Below are 16825 nucleotides of genomic sequence, written 5' to 3'. Positions count from 1 at the left end.
ACCGGAACAGGATGCACAGGAGAGGACCGAAAACGATGGATTCCGAGGCCAGGGTGACCTTCGTCGGTGCCGGTCCCGGCGCCGCCGATCTGCTGACGTTCCGTGCGGCGCGGGCGATCGCCGAGGCGGACGTGGTGATCTGGGCGGCGAGCCTCGTCCAGGCGGAGGTGCTCCAGCACGCGCGCGAGGGCGCCGAGGTGCTGGACTCGGCGACGATGTCGCTGGAGGACGTCGTCGCCGTGTACCGGCGGGCCCGGGCGGAGGGGCTGCGGGTGGCCCGCATCCACTCCGGCGACCCGGCGCTGTGGGGCGGCACGCAGGAGCAGCTCGACCGGTGCGCGGAGATCGGCGTCGCGACCGAGGTGGTGCCCGGTGTCTCCGCGTTCTCGGCCGTGGCCGCGCTCGCGCGGCGCGAGCTGACCATCCCGGAGGTCGCGCAGTCCGTGGTCCTCACCCGGCTCGGCGGGGGCAAGACGCCGATGCCGCCCGGGGAGGAGGTCCGCGAGTTCGCGAAGCACGGCACGACCATGGCGGTCTTCCTGTCGGCCGCCCGCAGCGGACAGCTGGTGCGGGAGCTGCTGGAGGGCGGCTATCCGACCGAGACTCCGGTGGTGGTCGCCTACCAGGCCACCTGGCCGGAGGAGCTGGTCGTGCGGTGCACGATCGGGACGCTGGAGGAGACGGTCAAGGAGCACAAGCTCTGGAAGCACACCCTGTTCCTGGTCGGCCCGGCCCTGGACGCGCACGGCACCCGCTCGCACCTCTACCACCCGGGGCACTTCCACGGCTATCGCAAGGCCGACCCACAGGCGCGCCGGGAGCTGCGCTCGCGGGGTGCGAGCACGTGATCACCGTGGTCGGGATGGGGGCCGCCCCCGGTGCGGCTCCCGCCGGGGAGGTCGCCGCGGGTGCGGAGCTGGTCGTCGGCGGACGTCGGCACCTGGACGCCGTACGGCTGCATGAGGGGGCCCGGACGGTGGTCCTCGGGGCGTTGGCGCCCGCCCTGGACACGGTCGCGGAGTACGTCGCCCGGGGGCGGCCGGTGACCGTGCTGGCCTCCGGTGATCCGGGGTTCTTCGGGATCGTGCGGGCGCTGGCCGAGCGGTTCGGGCCGGAGCGGCTGGACGTGCGGGCCGGGGTGTCCTCCGTCGCGGCGGCCTTCGCGCGGGTGGGGCTGCCGTGGGACGACGCCGTGGTGGCGAGCGCGCACGGGCGGGACCTGCGGACGGCGGTGCATGTGTGCCGGGCGCACCCGAAGGTCGCCGTGCTGACCGGTCCCGGGGCGGGCCCGGCAGAGCTGGGGGCCGCGTTGCGGGACGACGGGCGGATGCTCGTCGTCGCCTCCGCGCTGGGCTCGGCCGAGGAGCGGGTGGAGCGGGTGACGCCCGCCGAGGCCGCCGAACGGGACTGGGGGACGGCGGTGAGCGTGGTGCTGTGCCTGGACGGGGCGCGGGCGCTGGGGCCGGTGCGGGCCCTCGCGGGGGCGCGTCCCGGTCCCGCGGGGTGGGCGCTGGCCGAGGACGCGTTCGCGCACCGGGACTCGATGATCACCAAGTTCGAGGTGCGGGCGCTGGCCCTGGCCCGTCTCGGGCCGCGCCCCGGCGATCTGGTGTGGGACGTCGGCGCCGGTTCGGGGTCCGTGGCGGTGGAGTGCGCGCGGCTGGGTGCCGCCGTCACCGCCGTCGAGCGGACGCCGGACGGTGTCGGGCGGGTCCGCGCCAACGCCGCCGCGCACGGTGTCGACGTGCGGGTGGTGCACGGGTCGGCGCCGGCGGTGCTGGCCGGGCTGGGCGAGGTCCCGGACGCGGTGTTCGTGGGCGGCGGCGGGCGCGAGCTGCCCGCGATCGTCGCCGAGTGCGCGCGGCGGGCCCGGCGCTGCGTGGTCGTCGCCGTGGCCGCGCTCGACCGGGTGCCGGCGGCCCGCGAGGCGCTGCTCGGCGCCGGTCTCGACTGCGACGGGGTGCTGCTGCAGTCCTCGCGGCTCGCGCCGCTGCCGGGGGACGTGACCCGGCTCGCGGCCACCAATCCCGTCTTCCTGCTGTGGGGCGTCAGGCCGCACGGCCGTACCGAAGGAGTTGCCCCTTGATCGGCCTCATTTCCGCCACGGCGGCGGGAGCGGCGGCGCGGGACCGGCTGGCCGCGGCGTGGCCGGACCGCACGCGGGTGTACGACGGTCCCGTCGGGGACGCCGTGCGGGCCGCGTTCGCCGAGTGCGGGCGGCTGGTGTGCTTCCTGGCCACCGGGGCCGTGGTCCGGCTGGTGGCGCCGCTGCTGGACGACAAGCGGACCGACCCCGGTGTGGTGTGCGTCGACGAGGGCGGGCGGTTCGCCGTGTCGCTGGTCGGCGGGCACGCGGGCGGCGCCAACGAACTGGCCCGTGCGGTCGGCGAGGTGCTGGGCGCGGAGCCGGTGGTGACGACGGCGACCGACGCGGTCGGGCTGGCCGGTCTGGACACGCTCGGGCTGCCCGTGGAGGGCGACGTCGCCGGAGTGTCGCGGGCCCTGCTGGACGGTGGGCCGGTGGCGCTGCGGGCGGAGGTGGCGTGGCCGCTGCCGCCGCTGCCGGTCACCGCCGAAGGGGCCTACGGGATCCGGGTGACGGACCGTGCGGTGGAGCCGGCCGAGGGCGAGGTCGTCCTGCGGCCGCCGTCCCTGGTCGTCGGCGTCGGCGCGTCCCGGGGGGCGCCGGTGGACGAGGTGCTCGGCCTGGTCGAGGCCGCCCTGCGCGAGGCGGGGCTGTCCGCCGCGTCGGTCGCCGAGCTGGCCACCGTGGACGCCAAGGCCGCAGAACCCGGGATCGTCGGGGCGGCGGCGCGGCTCGGGGTGCCCCTGGTGCCGTACCCCGCCGACGTGTTGGCGGACGTCGAGGTGCCCAACCCGTCCGACGCCCCGCTCGCGGCCGTGGGCACCCCGTCGGTGGCTGAGGCGGCGGCGCTGGTGCGCGGGGGCGAACTGCTCGTGCCCAAGCGGAAGTCGGCGGCGGTGCCCGCGATGGCGACCTGCGCGGTCGTACGGCGTCCCGGGCGCGGACGGCTCGCGGTGGTCGGGCTCGGGCCCGGCGCCCGGGACCTGGTGACGCCGCGGGCGCGGGCGGAGCTGCGGCGGGCGTCGGTGCTGGTCGGGCTCGACCAGTACGTCGACCAGATCCGCGACCTGCTGCGGCCCGGCACCCGGGTGCTGGAGTCGGGGCTCGGCGCCGAGGAGGAGCGGGCCCGGACGGCGGTCGCGGAGGCCCGGCGCGGGCATGCCGTGGCGCTGATCGGCAGCGGTGACGCTGGCGTGTACGCCATGGCCTCGCCCGCGCTGGCGGAGGCGTCCGACGACATCGACGTGGTCGGGGTGCCGGGCGTGACGGCGGCGCTGGCGGCCGGGGCGGTCCTGGGCGCGCCGCTCGGGCACGACCACGTGTCGATCAGCCTGTCCGACCTGCACACGCCGTGGGAGGTCATCGAGCGGCGGGTGCGGGCGGCGGCGGAGGCGGACCTGGTGGTGACGTTCTACAACCCGCGCAGCCGGGGCCGCGACTGGCAGCTGCCCAAGGCGCTGGCGATCCTCGCGGAGCACCGGGAGCCGACGACTCCGGTGGGTGTCGTGCGCAACGCGTCGCGCGCCGACGAGTCGAGCCGCCTGTGCACGCTCGCCGCTCTCGACCCGGCGACCGTCGACATGATGACGGTCGTGACGGTGGGCAACACCGCGACCCGGGAGATCGCCGGGCGCATGGTGACGCCGCGCGGCTACCGCTGGCAGGCGCGCGAGACCGCGCCGCCCGCCGAGAGGACCGGCTCGTCCGCCGAGAGGACCGGCTCGTCCGCAACGGCCGAAGCGCCCGCCGAACCCGAAGTGTCCGCTGAACCCGATGTGTCCGCTACACCCGAGGAGACCCTGTGACGACCCCGCCCGCCCTGCTCATCGCCGGACACGGCACCCGGGACGAGGCCGGAGCCGCGGCGTTCCGCGACTTCGTGCGCGAGCTGGGCCGACGCCATCCCGAGCTGCCCGTCGCGGGCGGCTTCATCGAGCTGTCCCCGCCGCCGCTGGGCGACGCGGTCGCCGAACTGGTCGAGCGCGGTGTGCGCCGGTTCGCGGCGGTGCCGCTGATGCTGGTGTCCGCCGGGCACGCCAAGGGCGACATCCCGGCGGCCCTGTCCCGCGAGAAGGAGCGCCACCCCGGCATCACGTACACCTACGGGCGCCCGCTGGGCCCGCACCCCGCGCTGCTGCGGGTGCTGGAGCGGCGCCTGGCCCAGGCGGTCGATCCGGCCTGGGACCCGGCCGAGGTGACCGTGCTGCTGGTCGGGCGCGGTTCGACGGACCCGGACGCCAACGCCGAGGTGTTCAAGGCGGCGCGGCTGCTGTGGGAGGGCCGCGGTTACGCGGGCGTGGAGACGGCGTTCGTGTCGCTGGCGGAGCCGGACGTGCCGGGCGGCCTGGACCGGTGCGTGCGGCTGGGGGCGCGGCGGGTCGTGGTGCTGCCGTACTTCCTGTTCACCGGCATCCTCCCGGACCGGGTCCGGCACCAGACCGAGGAGTGGGCCGCCGCGCACCCGGAGACCGAGGTGCGGTCGGCGGACGTGATCGGGCCGGAGCCGGAGCTGCTCGACCTGGTGTGGGAGCGGTACGAGGAGGCCGTCGGCGGCGACCTGCGGATGAACTGCGACAGCTGCGTGTACCGGATCGCGCTGCCGGGGTTCGAGGACAAGGTGGGGCTGCCGCAGCAGCCGCACTTCCACCCCGACGACGACGGCGGTCACCACCACGGGCACCATCACGGGCATGGACACGCACACTCCCATGCACACTGAGGCCGACGGCCTCGACCTGCGCCATCACGGGGACGCCGAGGTGCGCGACGACGGTGCGGCACTGGTGGACCTCGCGGTGAACGTCCGCGCGGACACTCCCCCGGCCTGGCTGCGCGAGCACGTCGCCGCCTCGCTCGGTTCGCTCGCCGCCTACCCGGACGGTCGGGCCGCGCGGGCGGCGGTGGCGGCGCGGCACGGACTGCCGGTGGAGCGGGTGCTGCTGACGGCCGGCGCGGCGGAGGCGTTCGTGCTGCTGGCGCGGGCGCTGAAGGTGCGTCGGCCGGTCGTGGTGCATCCCCAGTTCACCGAGCCGGAGGCGGCGCTGCGGGACGCGGGGCACACGGTCGGCCGGGTGCTGCTGCGGGAGGCGGACGGCTTCCGCCTCGGCCCTGCCGACGTCCCCGAGGACGCCGATCTGGTGGTGGTCGGCAACCCGACGAACCCGACCTCGGTGCTGCACCCGGCGGGCGTGCTCGCGTCGCTGGCCCGGCCCGGGCGGACGCTGGTCGTGGACGAGGCGTTCATGGACGCGGTGCCGGGCGAGCGGGAGGCGCTGGCCGGGCGGACGGACGTACCCGGGCTGGTCGTCCTGCGCAGCCTCACCAAGACGTGGGGCCTCGCGGGGCTGCGCATCGGGTACGTCCTCGCGGACCCGGAGACGATCGCCGAACTGGAGCGCGCCCAGCCCCTGTGGCCGGTGTCCACGCCCGCGCTGGCGGCGGCCGAGGCGTGCGTGGCGCCGCGGGCGCTGGCGGAGGCCGCCCACGCCGCCCACCGCGTCGCCGCCGACCGGGACCGGCTCGTCGCCGGGCTGGCGACGTTCGCCGGTGCCGGGGTGCGGGTCGTCGGACCGGCCGAGGGACCCTTCGTCCTGGTCGGCGTCCCGGAGGCGGCCGCCGTACGGCGCCGGTTGCGCGGCCTGGGGTACGCGGTCCGGCGCGGGGACACGTTCCCCGGTCTGGGCGGCGGATGGCTGCGGCTGGCGGTACGGGACCGGGCGACGACGGAGGGCTTCCTGAGCGCGCTGGAGCAAGCGGTGACAACGACGAACCCGACCTGAGCCACACGCCCCCGCCAGCCCCGCCCACGCCGGGACACACCCCCGGCGCCCCGCCACCCACCAGGACCGGCACCACGCGGCCCCCTCCCCAGAACGGGGACAGCCGACCCCCGGCCACACCTGCCCCGGCAACCGGCCCCCAACACCCCGCCACCCTCCCCAGAACGGAGACGGCCAGCCCCCGGCCACACGCAGGCCACACCTGCCCCGACGACCGGCCCCCAACGCCCCGCCATCCACCCGGACCGGCACCACGCCGCCACCCTCCCCAGAACGGGGACAGCCGACCCCCGGCCACACGCCAGCCACACCTGCCCCGGCAACCGGCCCCCAACGCGCCGCCATCCACCCGGACCGGCACCACGCCGCCACCCGCGTCGCGCACGGTTTCCGGACCGCCCCCGTCCCGGCCAGGGCCGTCACCGCGGGGCCGTCCACCCCGGAGCCGGCCCCGGCCGGGCGTCAGGTGCGCCTGCGGCGGGACAGGGCGAGTGCGCTGCCGCCCGCCAGGACCAGGGCCGCGGCTCCGGCCGCGACGTACGGCGTCGCGGAGCTGCCGCCGGTCTCGGCGAGGTCGGCCTCGGCCTCGGTGCGGGCGCCCTGGGCCTTCACGTCGGCCGCGGGCTCGGCGGGCTGTTCCGCGTCCTGCCCGGCCCGGGGCTCGTCGGCCTTCGCCGGGGGCTGCCCGGCCTCGTCCGCGGGGGCGGCCGGGGACTCGCAGGTCGCCTTCGCCAGGGTGACGGTGCCGTCGACCTCGGCGACGTTCAGATCGCCGGGGTTGACGGAGACCTTGAGTTCGAGCGCGGTGGCGGCGGCCGTGCGGGAGGTGGTCTCCTCCTTCGAGAGGTCGAGCCGTACCTCGCCGACGCCGGGCACCTTCACGTCGGTCGTCCCGCCGGTGGTGAGCGTGACCTTCTTGCCGAGGACGGTCACGGGTCCCAGGAGGTCGGCGTCGGCGACCGGCTTCTTCCCGGCCTCGCAGGTCGCCGTGGAGGTGACCTCCTGGACCTCGATCACCGACAGCAGCGGCAGGCCGGGAACGTGGAGCCTGGCGCGGGCCAGCGTGGTGGAGCCCTCGCTCTTCTCGGCGGTGGCCGTCGCCCTCGCCTCGGCCACGTCGGCGCGCAGGACGCTGAACGGCTTTCCGCCGTCGACGCCGTCCAGGCGGGCGGTGAGCGCGGTCTTCTCGGCGCTCTCGGGCGCCTGCACCTCGTTGAGGGTGACCGCGAGCGGGATGTTCACGGTCTTGTTGAGCAGGGAGACGTCGAGCCCGGTGCGCAGCACGGTGGCGCTCGCGCGGCCGTGGTCGCCGGTCGCGTGGGCGGACCCCGCGCCGGCCAGGATCGCGGGACCCGCGGCCAGGGCCGTGGCCGCCGCGACGGTGGCGAGACGGCGTGCGGGCATGCGGAAGGTGTTGCCGTTCAAGGTGGTGGGACCCCCAGTGAGACATGCGTGCGGGGCACGCATGAGCGACGTGCTTGGGACCCGGACAGAATGTCCCCGCGTCCGCCGAACCGTCAGCGAACCGGGGGCACTTCACCCCTTCGTGGGGTTTTGGCGGATCTATTCGAATCTTCGTCGCATCTTCCGGCACGGGTGTTCCCCGGCGTCACTCCCGTCGGTCAACCGACGACCCACCCGTTGAGCACGACCCGGCGCGGAGCGGTCAGCACGCGCACGTCCGCGCGCGGGTCCTGCTCGTACACCACCAGGTCCGCCGGCGCGCCCTCGTCCAGGCCGGGGCGGCCGAGCCAGCGCCGGGCGGCCCAGGTCGTCGCGGCGAGGGCCTCGACGGGCGGGATGCCCGCGGTGACCAGCTCGGCGACCTCGGCCCCGGCCAGCCCGTGGGCAAGGGCACCGCCCGCGTCGGTGCCGACGAAGACCGGGATTCCGGCGTCGTAGGCGCTCCGGACGGTGTCGTAGCGGCGTTCGTGGAGCCGGCGCATATGGGCCGACCAGCGCGGGAACCGGGACTCGCCGCCGTCGGCCAGCGCCGGGAAGGTGGCGATGTTGACCAGGGTGGGGACGATGGCGACGCCGCGCTCGGCGAAGAGCGGGATCGTGTCGTCGGTCAGCCCCGTGGCGTGCTCGACGCAGTCGATGCCGGCCTCGACCAGGTCGCGCAGGGAGTCCTCGGCGAAGCAGTGCGCGGTGACCCGGGCGCCCAGGCGGTGGGCCTCGGCGATGGCCGCCTCCACGGCGCCGCGCGGCCAGCAGGCCGACAGGTCGCCGAGGTCGCGGTCGATCCAGTCGCCGACCAGCTTCACCCAGCCGTCGCCGCGCCGGGCCTCCTGGGCGACGTAGGCGACGAGGTCGTCGGGCTCGACCTCCCAGGCGTAGTTGCGGATGTAGCGGCGGGTGCGGGCGATGTGCCGGCCGGCCCGGATGATCTTCGGGAGGTCCTCGCGGTCGTCGATCCAGCGGGTGTCGGAGGGCGAGCCCGCGTCCCGGATGAGCAGGGTGCCCGCCTCGCGGTCGGTCAGCGCCTGCTTCTCGGCGACGTCCGCGGGGACGGCGCCGTGCTGGTCGAGGCCGACGTGGCAGTGCGCGTCGACCAGGCCGGGCAGCGCCCATCCCTCGACGGTGCGGACGTCGGCGGCGCCCGCGGGGCGGTCGTAGGAGATCCGGCCGTCGATCACCCACACCTCGTCCCGGACCTCCTCCGGTCCGACGAGCACCCGACCCTTCACGTGCAGCACCGCGCGATCGCTCATGCCCCGCACCCTAAACGGTGCCCGCACACCCGTCCGGGGCCGGTCACCGGCCGTCGCCGCGCGCTGCCGCGCGGGCGCGCGCCTCACTCGCGCATCCGGCCCCGACGGCACAAGCGGCGGCGGTCAGGGCCAGGGCGGCGGTGGCGGGGTTGACGTAGCCGGGGACGTCGTCGCTGGTGTACTCGCCGCCGTCGGTGGTCTCGCAGACGAAACCCAGCGGCAGGAAGGAGACCGACTGGTCGATGACGTGGAGGGCGCGCTCCTCGTTCCCGGGTGTGCGGCAGGGCAGCGCCGGTGCGGAGCCCGCGCCGCCGTTGGACTCCATGACGGCGCCGGTCACGTGCAGCAGCCCCCAGGCGTACACCGCGACGGCGGCGGCACCGGCGAAGGCGGCGAGGGCGTGCAGCGCCGGTCCGGCACGCGTTCCCCGGGCGCGGCGGGCGGCGAGGACGCTCGCGCCGTGGCCGGTCAGGCCGACGGCGGACACCACGGCGATCAGGACGACCAGCAGGAGTACGAGGAACACGAGGCCAGTTCATCAGGCGGTGATCGCTTCGGCTGTGACGGAAGCCATGATTCCGGGCGTGGGGGTGTCGCAACGGAAGCACTCCGGCGCGAGTGCCGGCGGACGCCATGGTTACTCTCGACTCCGTACGCCGCGTACCCGCGCCGCACACCCGCCGTCACCGAAGAGAGCACCGCCGTGACCCATCCCTTCCTGGACCTCCCCCCGCTGAGCGCCGGACGTTTCGCCGCGATCGAGGACCGGGTCGCGCGCCTGCTCGGCACCGGCCAGGACGTGGTGGTCATGCAGGGCGAGGCGCTGCTGCCGCTGGAGGGCGCCATCCGCGCCGCCGCGGGACCCGGCACCGTCGCGCTGAACGTCGTCACGGGACCGTACGGGCAGACCTTCGGGAACTGGCTGCGGGACTGCGGCGCGAGGGTGCACGACCTCGCCGTGCCGTTCCACACGGCCGTCTCCGCCGAGCAGGTCGGCCGGGCTCTGGCCGAGCACCCGGAGATCGACTTCGTGTCCCTGGTGCACGCCGAGGCGGCGACCGGCAACACCAACCCGGTCGCGGAGATCGGCGAGGTGGTCCGGGCGCACGGCGCGCTGTTCTACCTGGACGCCGTGGCCTCGGTGGGCGCGGAGCCGGTGCTGCCGGACGCCTGGGGCGTGGACCTGTGCGTCATCGGCGCGCAGAAGGCGATGGGCGGCCCGGCGGGCGTCTCGGCGGTGTCGGTGAGCGAGCGGGCCTGGGCCCGCATGGCGGCGAACCCGAACGCCCCGCGGCGGTCGTACCTGTCGCTCCTCGACTGGAAGGAGCGGTGGATCGACGGCGGGCGCAAGGCGCTGCTGCACGCGCCGGCGCAGTTGGAGATGCTCGCGCTGGAGGCCTGCGTCGAGCGCATCGAGGCGGCGGGCCCGGAGACGGTGATGGCGCGGCACGCGTCCGCGGCGGCGGCCACCCGGTCCGGCGCGCTGGCGCTGGGCGGCCTGGAGCCGTACGTGTACGAGGCGAGGGACGCGGCGCCGGTCGCGACGACACTGCGCACGCCGTCGGACGTCGACGCGTCCGCGCTGGTGGCCCGTGCCCTGGAGTCCGACCCGGCGCTGCCGCTGGCGGCGGGCGGCGGCGCGCTGGCGGCCGAGATGATCCGGGTCAACCACTACGGTCCGGACGCGACGCGCGGGGCCGTACAGGGCTGCCTGGCGGCACTGGGTGCCGCACTGGTCGAGCGGGGTGTGAAGGCCGACCCGGAGGCCGCCCGGCGGGCCGCCGAGGAGGCGTGGGAGCGGCCGACCGGGCCCGGCCTTTCCGAAGGCTGAATCAGAGGGAATTCCGGATACTCGCACAAGCAGAATTTAGGAATTCCACTCAGCGCAGCTTCCCGTATTCTTCTGCCCGCTTTCTTCGGACCTAAACACAAAGATTTCACGACAGCCGATCTTCACATTTCGGACACGTCTCGCACGGGTTACGCGATTGTGACCCGATCCACATGCTGCCCGATTTGCGGCTTACGACCCTGTCAAATCGCCTCAAAACGCCGCCCCCTCGCGCGGAAGCACGCGCCCGCGTGATAACACACGAGGCGCCCATTCGTAACCCCGTCCGGCGATGCAATTTCGAATTTCGCTGGGTAAATTCAATTTGCATGACTGCCGCGCAAGCAGACCTGCAAATCGATCGTCCGAGAGTGGCCGACGGCGCCGCCCTGTGGCGGATAGCGAGGGATTCCGAGGTCCTCGACCTGAACTCCTCGTACAGCTACCTGCTCTGGTGCCGGGACTTCGCCGCCACCTCCGCCGTCGTCCGCGACGGGCACGGCGTGCCGGTCGGCTTCATCACCGGCTACGTACGGCCCGACAGCCCCGACACCCTGCTCGTGTGGCAGGTGGCGGTGGACCGGACGTACCGTGGTCGTGGGCTCGCGGCCACGCTGGTCGACGGACTGGCGGAGCGGGTGGCCCGCGAACGCGGGATCACCACCCTGGAGACAACGATCTCTCCCGACAACACGGCGTCCCAACGACTGTTCACCTCGTTCGCCGAGCGCCGCGGCGCCCGGCTTGAGCGCGAAGTCCTGTTCGACACGGCGGTGTTCCCCGACGGGCCCCACGAGCCCGAGGTCCTGTACCGCATCTGCCCCCTGTCCGCCGGCGGCTGACCCCTCGCCGAGCCGTCGGGGCACCCCCGACCGGTTTGGCCCCCCAGACTTCCCGGCCGGGACCACGAACGGTCCCACCGGACCTGTACGACCTTCCTCTCCCACCCTCACCCCACGAGGAGCGATTCGTCGTGACCATCACCCAGCCCGACCTCAGCGTCTTCGAGACCGTCGAGTCCGAGGTGCGCAGCTACTGCCGCGGCTGGCCCACCGTCTTCGACCGTGCGGTCGGCAGCCGCATGTACGACGAGGACGGCCACGAGTACCTCGACTTCTTCGCCGGAGCGGGTTCGCTCAACTACGGGCACAACAACGCGGTCCTGAAACGCGCGCTGATCGACTACCTGGAGCGGGACGGCGTCACGCACGGGCTCGACATGTCGACGACCGCCAAGCGCCGCTTCCTGGAGACGTTCCAGAACACCATCCTGCGGCCCCGTGACCTGCCCTACAAGGTCATGTTCCCGGGCCCGACGGGCACCAACGCCGTCGAGTCGGCGCTCAAGCTGGCGCGCAAGGTGAAGGGGCGCGAGTCGATCGTGTCCTTCACCAACGCCTTCCACGGCATGTCGCTGGGCTCCCTCGCGGTGACCGGCAACGCCTTCAAGCGGGCCGGCGCCGGCATCCCGCTGGTGCACGGCACGCCCATGCCGTTCGACAACTACTTCGACGGCACCGTCGAGGACTTCATCTGGTTCGAGCGGCTGCTCGAGGACCAGGGCTCCGGCCTGAACAAGCCGGCCGCCGTGATCGTCGAGACCGTGCAGGGCGAGGGCGGCATCAACGTCGCCCGGGCCGAGTGGCTGCGCGCCCTGGCCGACCTGTGCGAGCGCCAGGACATGCTGCTCATCGTCGACGACATCCAGATGGGCTGCGGCCGTACCGGCGCCTTCTTCTCCTTCGAGGAGGCGGGCATCACGCCGGACATCGTCACCGTCTCCAAGTCCATCAGCGGCTACGGCATGCCGATGGCGCTGACCCTGTTCAAGCCGGAGCTGGACGTCTGGGAGCCGGGCGAGCACAACGGCACCTTCCGCGGCAACAACCCGGCCTTCGTCACGGCGACCGCCACGCTGGAGGCGTACTGGGCCGACGGGTCGGCGATGGAGAAGCAGACCCGCAAGCGCGGCGAGCAGGTCGAGCAGCACATGATCGCCATCACCGAGGAGAACCTCGCCGACGTCAAGGAGTACCGCGGCCGCGGCCTGGTCTGGGGCCTGGAGTTCCACGACAAGGACCGCGCGGGCCGGGTCGCCAAGCGCGCCTTCGAGCTGGGGCTGCTCATCGAGACCTCCGGTCCCGAGAGCGAGGTCGTCAAGCTGCTGCCGGCGCTCACCATCACGCCCGACGAGCTGGACGAGGGCATGAAGACCCTGGCCAGGGCCGTGCGCGAGACGGCCTGACCGTCCGCCGGACCGGCTGTCCGGCACCCCCCGTACTTCCGGCGCCTTCGGCCCGCGCGGCCGAAGGCGCCGGGGACCATTGCACACCCTCACCTAGGAGGCATCGCAACACCGTGATCGTCCGTTCGTTCAAGGAGTTCGAAGGCACCGACCGGCACGTGAAGAGCGCGTCCGGCACCTGGGAAAGCACCCGGATCGTCCTCGCCAAGGAGAAGGTCGGCTTCTCCGTGCACGAGACGATCCTGTACGCGGGTACGGAGACGTCGATGTGGTACGCCAACCACATCGAGGCCGTCGTCTGCACCAAGGGCGACGCCGAGTTGACCGACCGCGAGACGGGGAAGACGTACCACATCACGCCGGGCACGATGTATCTCCTCGACGGCCACGAGCGGCACACGCTCAAGGTCAAGGAGGACTTCCACTGCATCTGTGTCTTCAACCCGCCCGTCACCGGACGGGAGGATCACGACGAGAACGGCGTCTACCCGCTGCTCACCGAGGAGGTGTGAGTCACCGTGACCACCACGACCACGAACGTCACTGATCTCTATCCCACCCGCGGCGCCACCGAAGTGGCCACCCCTCGGCAGGACCCGGTCGTCTGGGGCTCCCCGGACGCGTCCGGCCCCGTCTCGGCGGGCGACCTGCAGTCCCTGGACCGCGACGGCTTCCTCGCCATCGACCAGCTGATCGCGCCGGACGAGGTCGGCGAGTACCAGCGGGAGCTGGAGCGCCTCACCACCGACCCGGCCATCCGCGCGGACGAGCGCTCGATCGTCGAGCCGCAGTCCCAGGAGATCCGGTCGGTCTTCGAGGTGCACAAGATCAGTGAGGTCTTCGCCAAGCTGGTGCGCGACGAGCGCGTGGTCGGGCGGGCGCGGCAGATCCTCGGCTCGGACGTGTACGTCCACCAGTCGCGGATCAACGTCAAGCCGGGCTTCGGGGCCAGCGGCTTCTACTGGCACTCGGACTTCGAGACCTGGCACGCCGAGGACGGCCTGCCCAACATGCGCACGATCTCGGTCTCGATCGCGCTCACCGAGAACTACGACACCAACGGCGGTCTGATGATCATGCCGGGGTCGCACAAGACGTTCCTCGGGTGCGCGGGGGCCACGCCGAAGGACAACTACAAGAAGTCCCTGCAGATGCAGGACGCGGGGACGCCGTCCGACGAGGGCCTGACGAAGATGGCCTCGGAGTACGGCATCAAGCTGTTCACCGGCAAGGCCGGTTCGGCGACCTGGTTCGACTGCAACTGCATGCACGGGTCGGGCGACAACATCACGCCGTTCCCGCGCAGCAACGTGTTCATCGTGTTCAACAGCGTGGAGAACACGGCGGTCGAGCCGTTCGCGGCTCCGATCCGGCGGCCGGACTTCATCGGCGCGCGGGACTTCACCCCGGTGAAGTGACTCGCGTCCGAGACGTCTGAGACATCTGAAACGTCTGAGATGTCCGAGACTCGGGCAGGGGCCTCTTCGTGTGGGACGGGAGGCCCCTGCCCGATATTTTCTTCCCGGCTCCGCCGGGTCAGCCCGCCAGCACGTCGAGCAGCCGGTCCACGTCGGCCGCGGTGTTGTACACGTGGAAGGCGGCCCGCAGATTGCCCGCCCGGTCCGAGACCTGGACGCCGGCCTCGCCCAGCTCGCCCTGCCGGTGTCCGAGTCCCGGCACGGACACGATCGCGGAGCCCGGCGCGTCCACCGGTTGGTGGCCCAGCGAGCGCACCCCCGCGCGGAACCGGTCGGCGAGCCCCGTGTCGTGGGCGTGCACCGCGTCGACGCCCAGTTCCTCGATCAGGGCCAGGGAGTGCCGGGCACCGGTGTAGGAGAACAGGGCGGGGCTCTCGTCGAACCGCCGGGCGGAGTGCGCGAGTTCCTCGACGGGGCCGTAGCAGCTGTCCCAGGGGCGCTCACCGGACGCCCACCCGGCGAACAGCGGTGTCAGCCCGGCCGCCGCCCCCAGATCCTCCGGTACGACGAGGAAGGCGACGCCGCGCGGGCACAGGACCCACTTGTAGGCGACGGCGGCCACGAAGTCGAAGTCGCCGGCGGTCAGCGGCAGCCACCCGTTCGACTGCGAGGCGTCGATCAGCGTCCGCGCCCCGTGCGCCCGGGCGGCGTCCCGCAGCGCGGCGAGGTCGGCGAGCCGCCCGTCGGCGGACTGCACGGAACTGACCGCGACGAGCGCGGTGTCCGGTCCCACCGACTCGGCCAGCCGTTCCAGCGGCACGCTGCGCACCTTCAGGTCGCCGCGCGTGTACAGCGGGTTCACCAGGGAGCTGAAGTCGGCCTCCGCGGTGAGCACTTCGGCTCCCGGGGGCAGCGACGCGGCGACGAGCCCGCTGAACGTGGCCACGGACGCGCCGGTCGCGACCCTGGTGGCGGGCACCCCCGCGAGGCGGGCGTACGCGGCCCGGGACGCCTCGACGTCGGCGAACATGTCGAGCGGCTGCCCTTGTGCGGCGGAGGCCGCGGCCTCGCGCATGGCCACCAGGGTCCGGGCGGGGAGCAGGCCGGTGCTGGCGGTGTTCAGGTACGTGGTCTTCGGGGCGAACTCGGTACGGACGAGATTCTCGAAGCTCTCCATGGCACCACTGTGCGGCCCAGTGACCTCCCCGTCCATCGCGTATTTCTACGCGGTTTCTCCAAGCATCGCTTATGAACGGGCCCTCATCTGGGCTTTCCGCCGGCCCTTCACTCCTGGGGCACCGCGCACCCGTCCGGACCGCAGGCCTCGGCGCCGCCGTCGTCGATCAGCTTCAGCGGCGTGCGCTCGCCCCACGCCTGGGTCAGTGCCTGGCTGAAGACCTCGGCGGGCTGGGCGCCCGAGACTCCGTAGGCCCGGTCGAGCACGAAGAACGGCACCCCGGTGGCCCCGAGCTGGGCGGCCTCGCGCTCGTCGGCGCGCACCTCGTCGGCGTAGGCGGCGGGGTCGGCGAGCACCGCGCGGACCTCCTCGGCGTCCAGCCCGGCGCCGACGGCCAGCTCCACCAGCCGCTCGTCGTCGTTGAACACGGAGCGCTCGTCGGCGAAGTTGCCCCGGTAGAAGGCGTCGAGGAGCGCCTCGTGCCGTCCCCGCTCCTTGGCGAGGTGCAGCAGGCGGTGCAGGTCGAAGGTGCTGCCGTGGTCGCGGTCCCGGGTGCGGTAGTCCAGGCCCTCGGCGGCGGCCTGCGCGCCGAGGTTGTCCTCACCGGCCTGCGCCTGCGCCTCGCTCATGCCGTACTTGGCGGTGAGCATCGTCAGCACCGGCTGCACGTCGTCCTTGGCCCGCCCGGGGTCCAGTTCGAACGAACGGTGGACCACCTCGACGCCGTCACGGTGCGGGAAGGCCGCGAGCGCCTTCTCGAAGCGGGCCTTGCCCACGTAGCACCAGGGGCAGGCGATGTCGCTCCAGATCTCGACGCGCATGTCTCGGCTCTTCTCCAGGTCGTACGGCGGCGGAGGCCCTCTCCGCCACGTACGTGAACGTTCAAGCGGCCGCTCTCATTCCCGCCCCGCGCTCAGCTGCCGTCCCGCAGATCCGCGGGCCAGACCGGCCGGAACTCCAGGTTCTCGTACGTCACGGTGCAGCCCTCCCCCGTCGGCGCCTGCGCCAGGAAGCCGACCAGGGCGGAGCCGGTCTCCTCCTCGTCGCCCAGTGTGAAGAGCCGTACGAAGGTCCAGCGCTCCCCGTCGAGGGAGGCGTGGAAGGCGAAGGCCCGTCCGGTCCGGCTGACCCGGAACCAGACGGAGTCGCCCTCCACGGTGAAGGAGTTGCAGTCGTCGGAGTGCCCCCGGGTGACCACCGTGCAGACGGTCGGCACGTCCGGGGAGTACTCCAGACACAGCTTGGCCCAGGCCCGCTCCCCCACGTGCACGTAGAGCACCCCGGCGTCGAAGGCACCCCGGAACCCGACGGACACGCGGGCGATCAGCTGAAAGTCCCCGTCGGGAGCGCCGAGCAGCCGGGGCGCGTCGGAGGCTGGCTCCAGCGACACCCCGGTAGGCGGCACAAACCGATCCTGCCGCGCCCCGGCGACCCCGGTGAGCACACCGTCGGCGTAGGTCCAACGGCCGTCGGGCCCGTGGGGACGGAGGAGAAACGGCAGTTCGGGAAGCTGAAGAGTCATGCACTGATCATCGCAGGCTCAGTGGATGCACTCAGGGGCGCGGGGAACTGCGC

General features: G+C 73.6%; 16 protein-coding genes. 10 read left to right on the top strand and 6 right to left on the bottom strand.

All coding sequences use genetic code 11. The features are described 5' to 3' along the window. Positions 1-35 precede the first annotated feature (35 nt). From cobM to cobC, 5 genes are read left to right on the top strand one after another with little or no spacing between them, the layout of a single operon-like run. Entirely contained in the window at positions 36-848 is an 813-nt protein-coding gene (gene cobM / locus ACFV9J_RS09350; protein ID WP_385352081.1) for a precorrin-4 C(11)-methyltransferase, read from the top strand. Next, positions 845-2086 carry a precorrin-6y C5,15-methyltransferase (decarboxylating) subunit CbiE gene (gene cbiE / locus ACFV9J_RS09345; protein WP_385352079.1) on the top strand — a complete coding sequence of 414 codons (1242 nt, stop codon included), beginning with the start codon at positions 845-847 and terminating at the stop codon, positions 2084-2086. Before cobM ends, cbiE begins: the two co-directional genes overlap by 4 nt. Then, on the top strand, positions 2083-3891 hold the full coding sequence (gene cobJ / locus ACFV9J_RS09340) for a precorrin-3B C(17)-methyltransferase (protein WP_385352077.1): 1809 nt from the start codon (positions 2083-2085) through the stop codon (positions 3889-3891). The genes cbiE and cobJ overlap by 4 nt, the downstream gene beginning before the upstream one ends. Then, a complete protein-coding gene (locus tag ACFV9J_RS09335; protein WP_385352075.1) occupies positions 3888-4805 on the top strand; it encodes a sirohydrochlorin chelatase in 918 nt (305 codons plus the stop codon). The genes cobJ and ACFV9J_RS09335 overlap by 4 nt, the downstream gene beginning before the upstream one ends. Next, complete coding sequence (gene cobC / locus ACFV9J_RS09330) at positions 4777-5865, top strand: Rv2231c family pyridoxal phosphate-dependent protein CobC (protein WP_385352073.1); 1089 nt, start codon at positions 4777-4779, stop codon at positions 5863-5865. The genes ACFV9J_RS09335 and cobC overlap by 29 nt, the downstream gene beginning before the upstream one ends. A 462-nt stretch (positions 5866-6327) precedes the next feature. Here the strand turns inward: cobC and ACFV9J_RS09325 are convergent, their stop codons facing one another. The 3 genes from ACFV9J_RS09325 to ACFV9J_RS09315 form a co-directional block, all read right to left on the bottom strand. Next, positions 6328-7290: an SCO1860 family LAETG-anchored protein gene (locus tag ACFV9J_RS09325; RefSeq protein WP_385352071.1), complete on the bottom strand. Its 963-nt coding sequence runs from the start codon at positions 7288-7290 to the stop codon at positions 6328-6330. Positions 7291-7487: 197 nt separating this feature from the next. Next, positions 7488-8579, bottom strand: coding sequence for an amidohydrolase family protein (locus ACFV9J_RS09320; RefSeq protein WP_385352069.1), 1092 nt, complete (start codon positions 8577-8579; stop codon positions 7488-7490). Positions 8580-8622: 43 nt separating this feature from the next. Continuing rightward, complete coding sequence (locus tag ACFV9J_RS09315) at positions 8623-9105, bottom strand: hypothetical protein (protein ID WP_385352067.1); 483 nt, start codon at positions 9103-9105, stop codon at positions 8623-8625. 177 nt (positions 9106-9282) lie between these two features. On the opposite strand from ACFV9J_RS09315, the gene ACFV9J_RS09310 reads away from it, so the two are divergent. The 5 genes from ACFV9J_RS09310 (at position 9283) to thpD (ending at position 14073) form a co-directional block, all read left to right on the top strand. Then, positions 9283-10410 carry a pyridoxal-phosphate-dependent aminotransferase family protein gene (locus tag ACFV9J_RS09310; protein ID WP_385352065.1) on the top strand — a complete coding sequence of 376 codons (1128 nt, stop codon included), beginning with the start codon at positions 9283-9285 and terminating at the stop codon, positions 10408-10410. A gap of 329 nt (positions 10411-10739) precedes the next feature. Continuing rightward, a complete protein-coding gene (ectA, locus tag ACFV9J_RS09305; RefSeq protein ID WP_385352063.1) occupies positions 10740-11252 on the top strand; it encodes a diaminobutyrate acetyltransferase in 513 nt (170 codons plus the stop codon). Positions 11253-11383: 131 nt separating this feature from the next. Continuing rightward, positions 11384-12655 (top strand): diaminobutyrate--2-oxoglutarate transaminase, encoded by a 1272-nt coding sequence (ectB, locus tag ACFV9J_RS09300; protein WP_003976955.1) that lies wholly within the window; start codon positions 11384-11386, stop codon positions 12653-12655. 113 nt (positions 12656-12768) lie between these two features. Continuing rightward, positions 12769-13167: an ectoine synthase gene (locus tag ACFV9J_RS09295; protein WP_003976954.1), complete on the top strand. Its 399-nt coding sequence runs from the start codon at positions 12769-12771 to the stop codon at positions 13165-13167. A 6-nt stretch (positions 13168-13173) separates the two neighbouring features. Beyond that, positions 13174-14073, top strand: a complete 900-nt coding sequence (gene thpD / locus ACFV9J_RS09290) for an ectoine hydroxylase (RefSeq protein ID WP_385352058.1) — start codon at positions 13174-13176, stop codon at positions 14071-14073. A gap of 118 nt (positions 14074-14191) precedes the next feature. On the opposite strand, the gene ACFV9J_RS09285 is transcribed toward thpD, so the two are convergent. The 3 genes from ACFV9J_RS09285 to ACFV9J_RS09275 all read right to left on the bottom strand — a co-directional run bounded on the left by ACFV9J_RS09285 (position 14192) and on the right by ACFV9J_RS09275 (position 16772). Then, positions 14192-15286 (bottom strand): aminotransferase class V-fold PLP-dependent enzyme, encoded by a 1095-nt coding sequence (locus ACFV9J_RS09285; protein WP_385352056.1) that lies wholly within the window; start codon positions 15284-15286, stop codon positions 14192-14194. Between the two features lie 71 nt (positions 15287-15357). Further along, the gene (locus tag ACFV9J_RS09280) at positions 15358-16071 is read right to left on the bottom strand and encodes a DsbA family oxidoreductase (RefSeq protein ID WP_054101591.1); all 714 of its coding nucleotides are present in this window, start codon (positions 16069-16071) and stop codon (positions 15358-15360) included. Positions 16072-16163: 92 nt separating this feature from the next. Next, positions 16164-16772 (bottom strand): DUF1349 domain-containing protein, encoded by a 609-nt coding sequence (locus ACFV9J_RS09275; protein ID WP_385352054.1) that lies wholly within the window; start codon positions 16770-16772, stop codon positions 16164-16166. Positions 16773-16825 lie beyond the last annotated feature (53 nt).

Source organism: Streptomyces sp. NPDC059906, from assembly GCF_042730645.1.
GTDB classification, from domain to species: domain Bacteria; phylum Actinomycetota; class Actinomycetes; order Streptomycetales; family Streptomycetaceae; genus Streptomyces; species Streptomyces rubrogriseus.
Note: the sequence above shows the minus strand (reverse complement) of the source record. Positions and strands in the feature narration are given on the sequence as shown.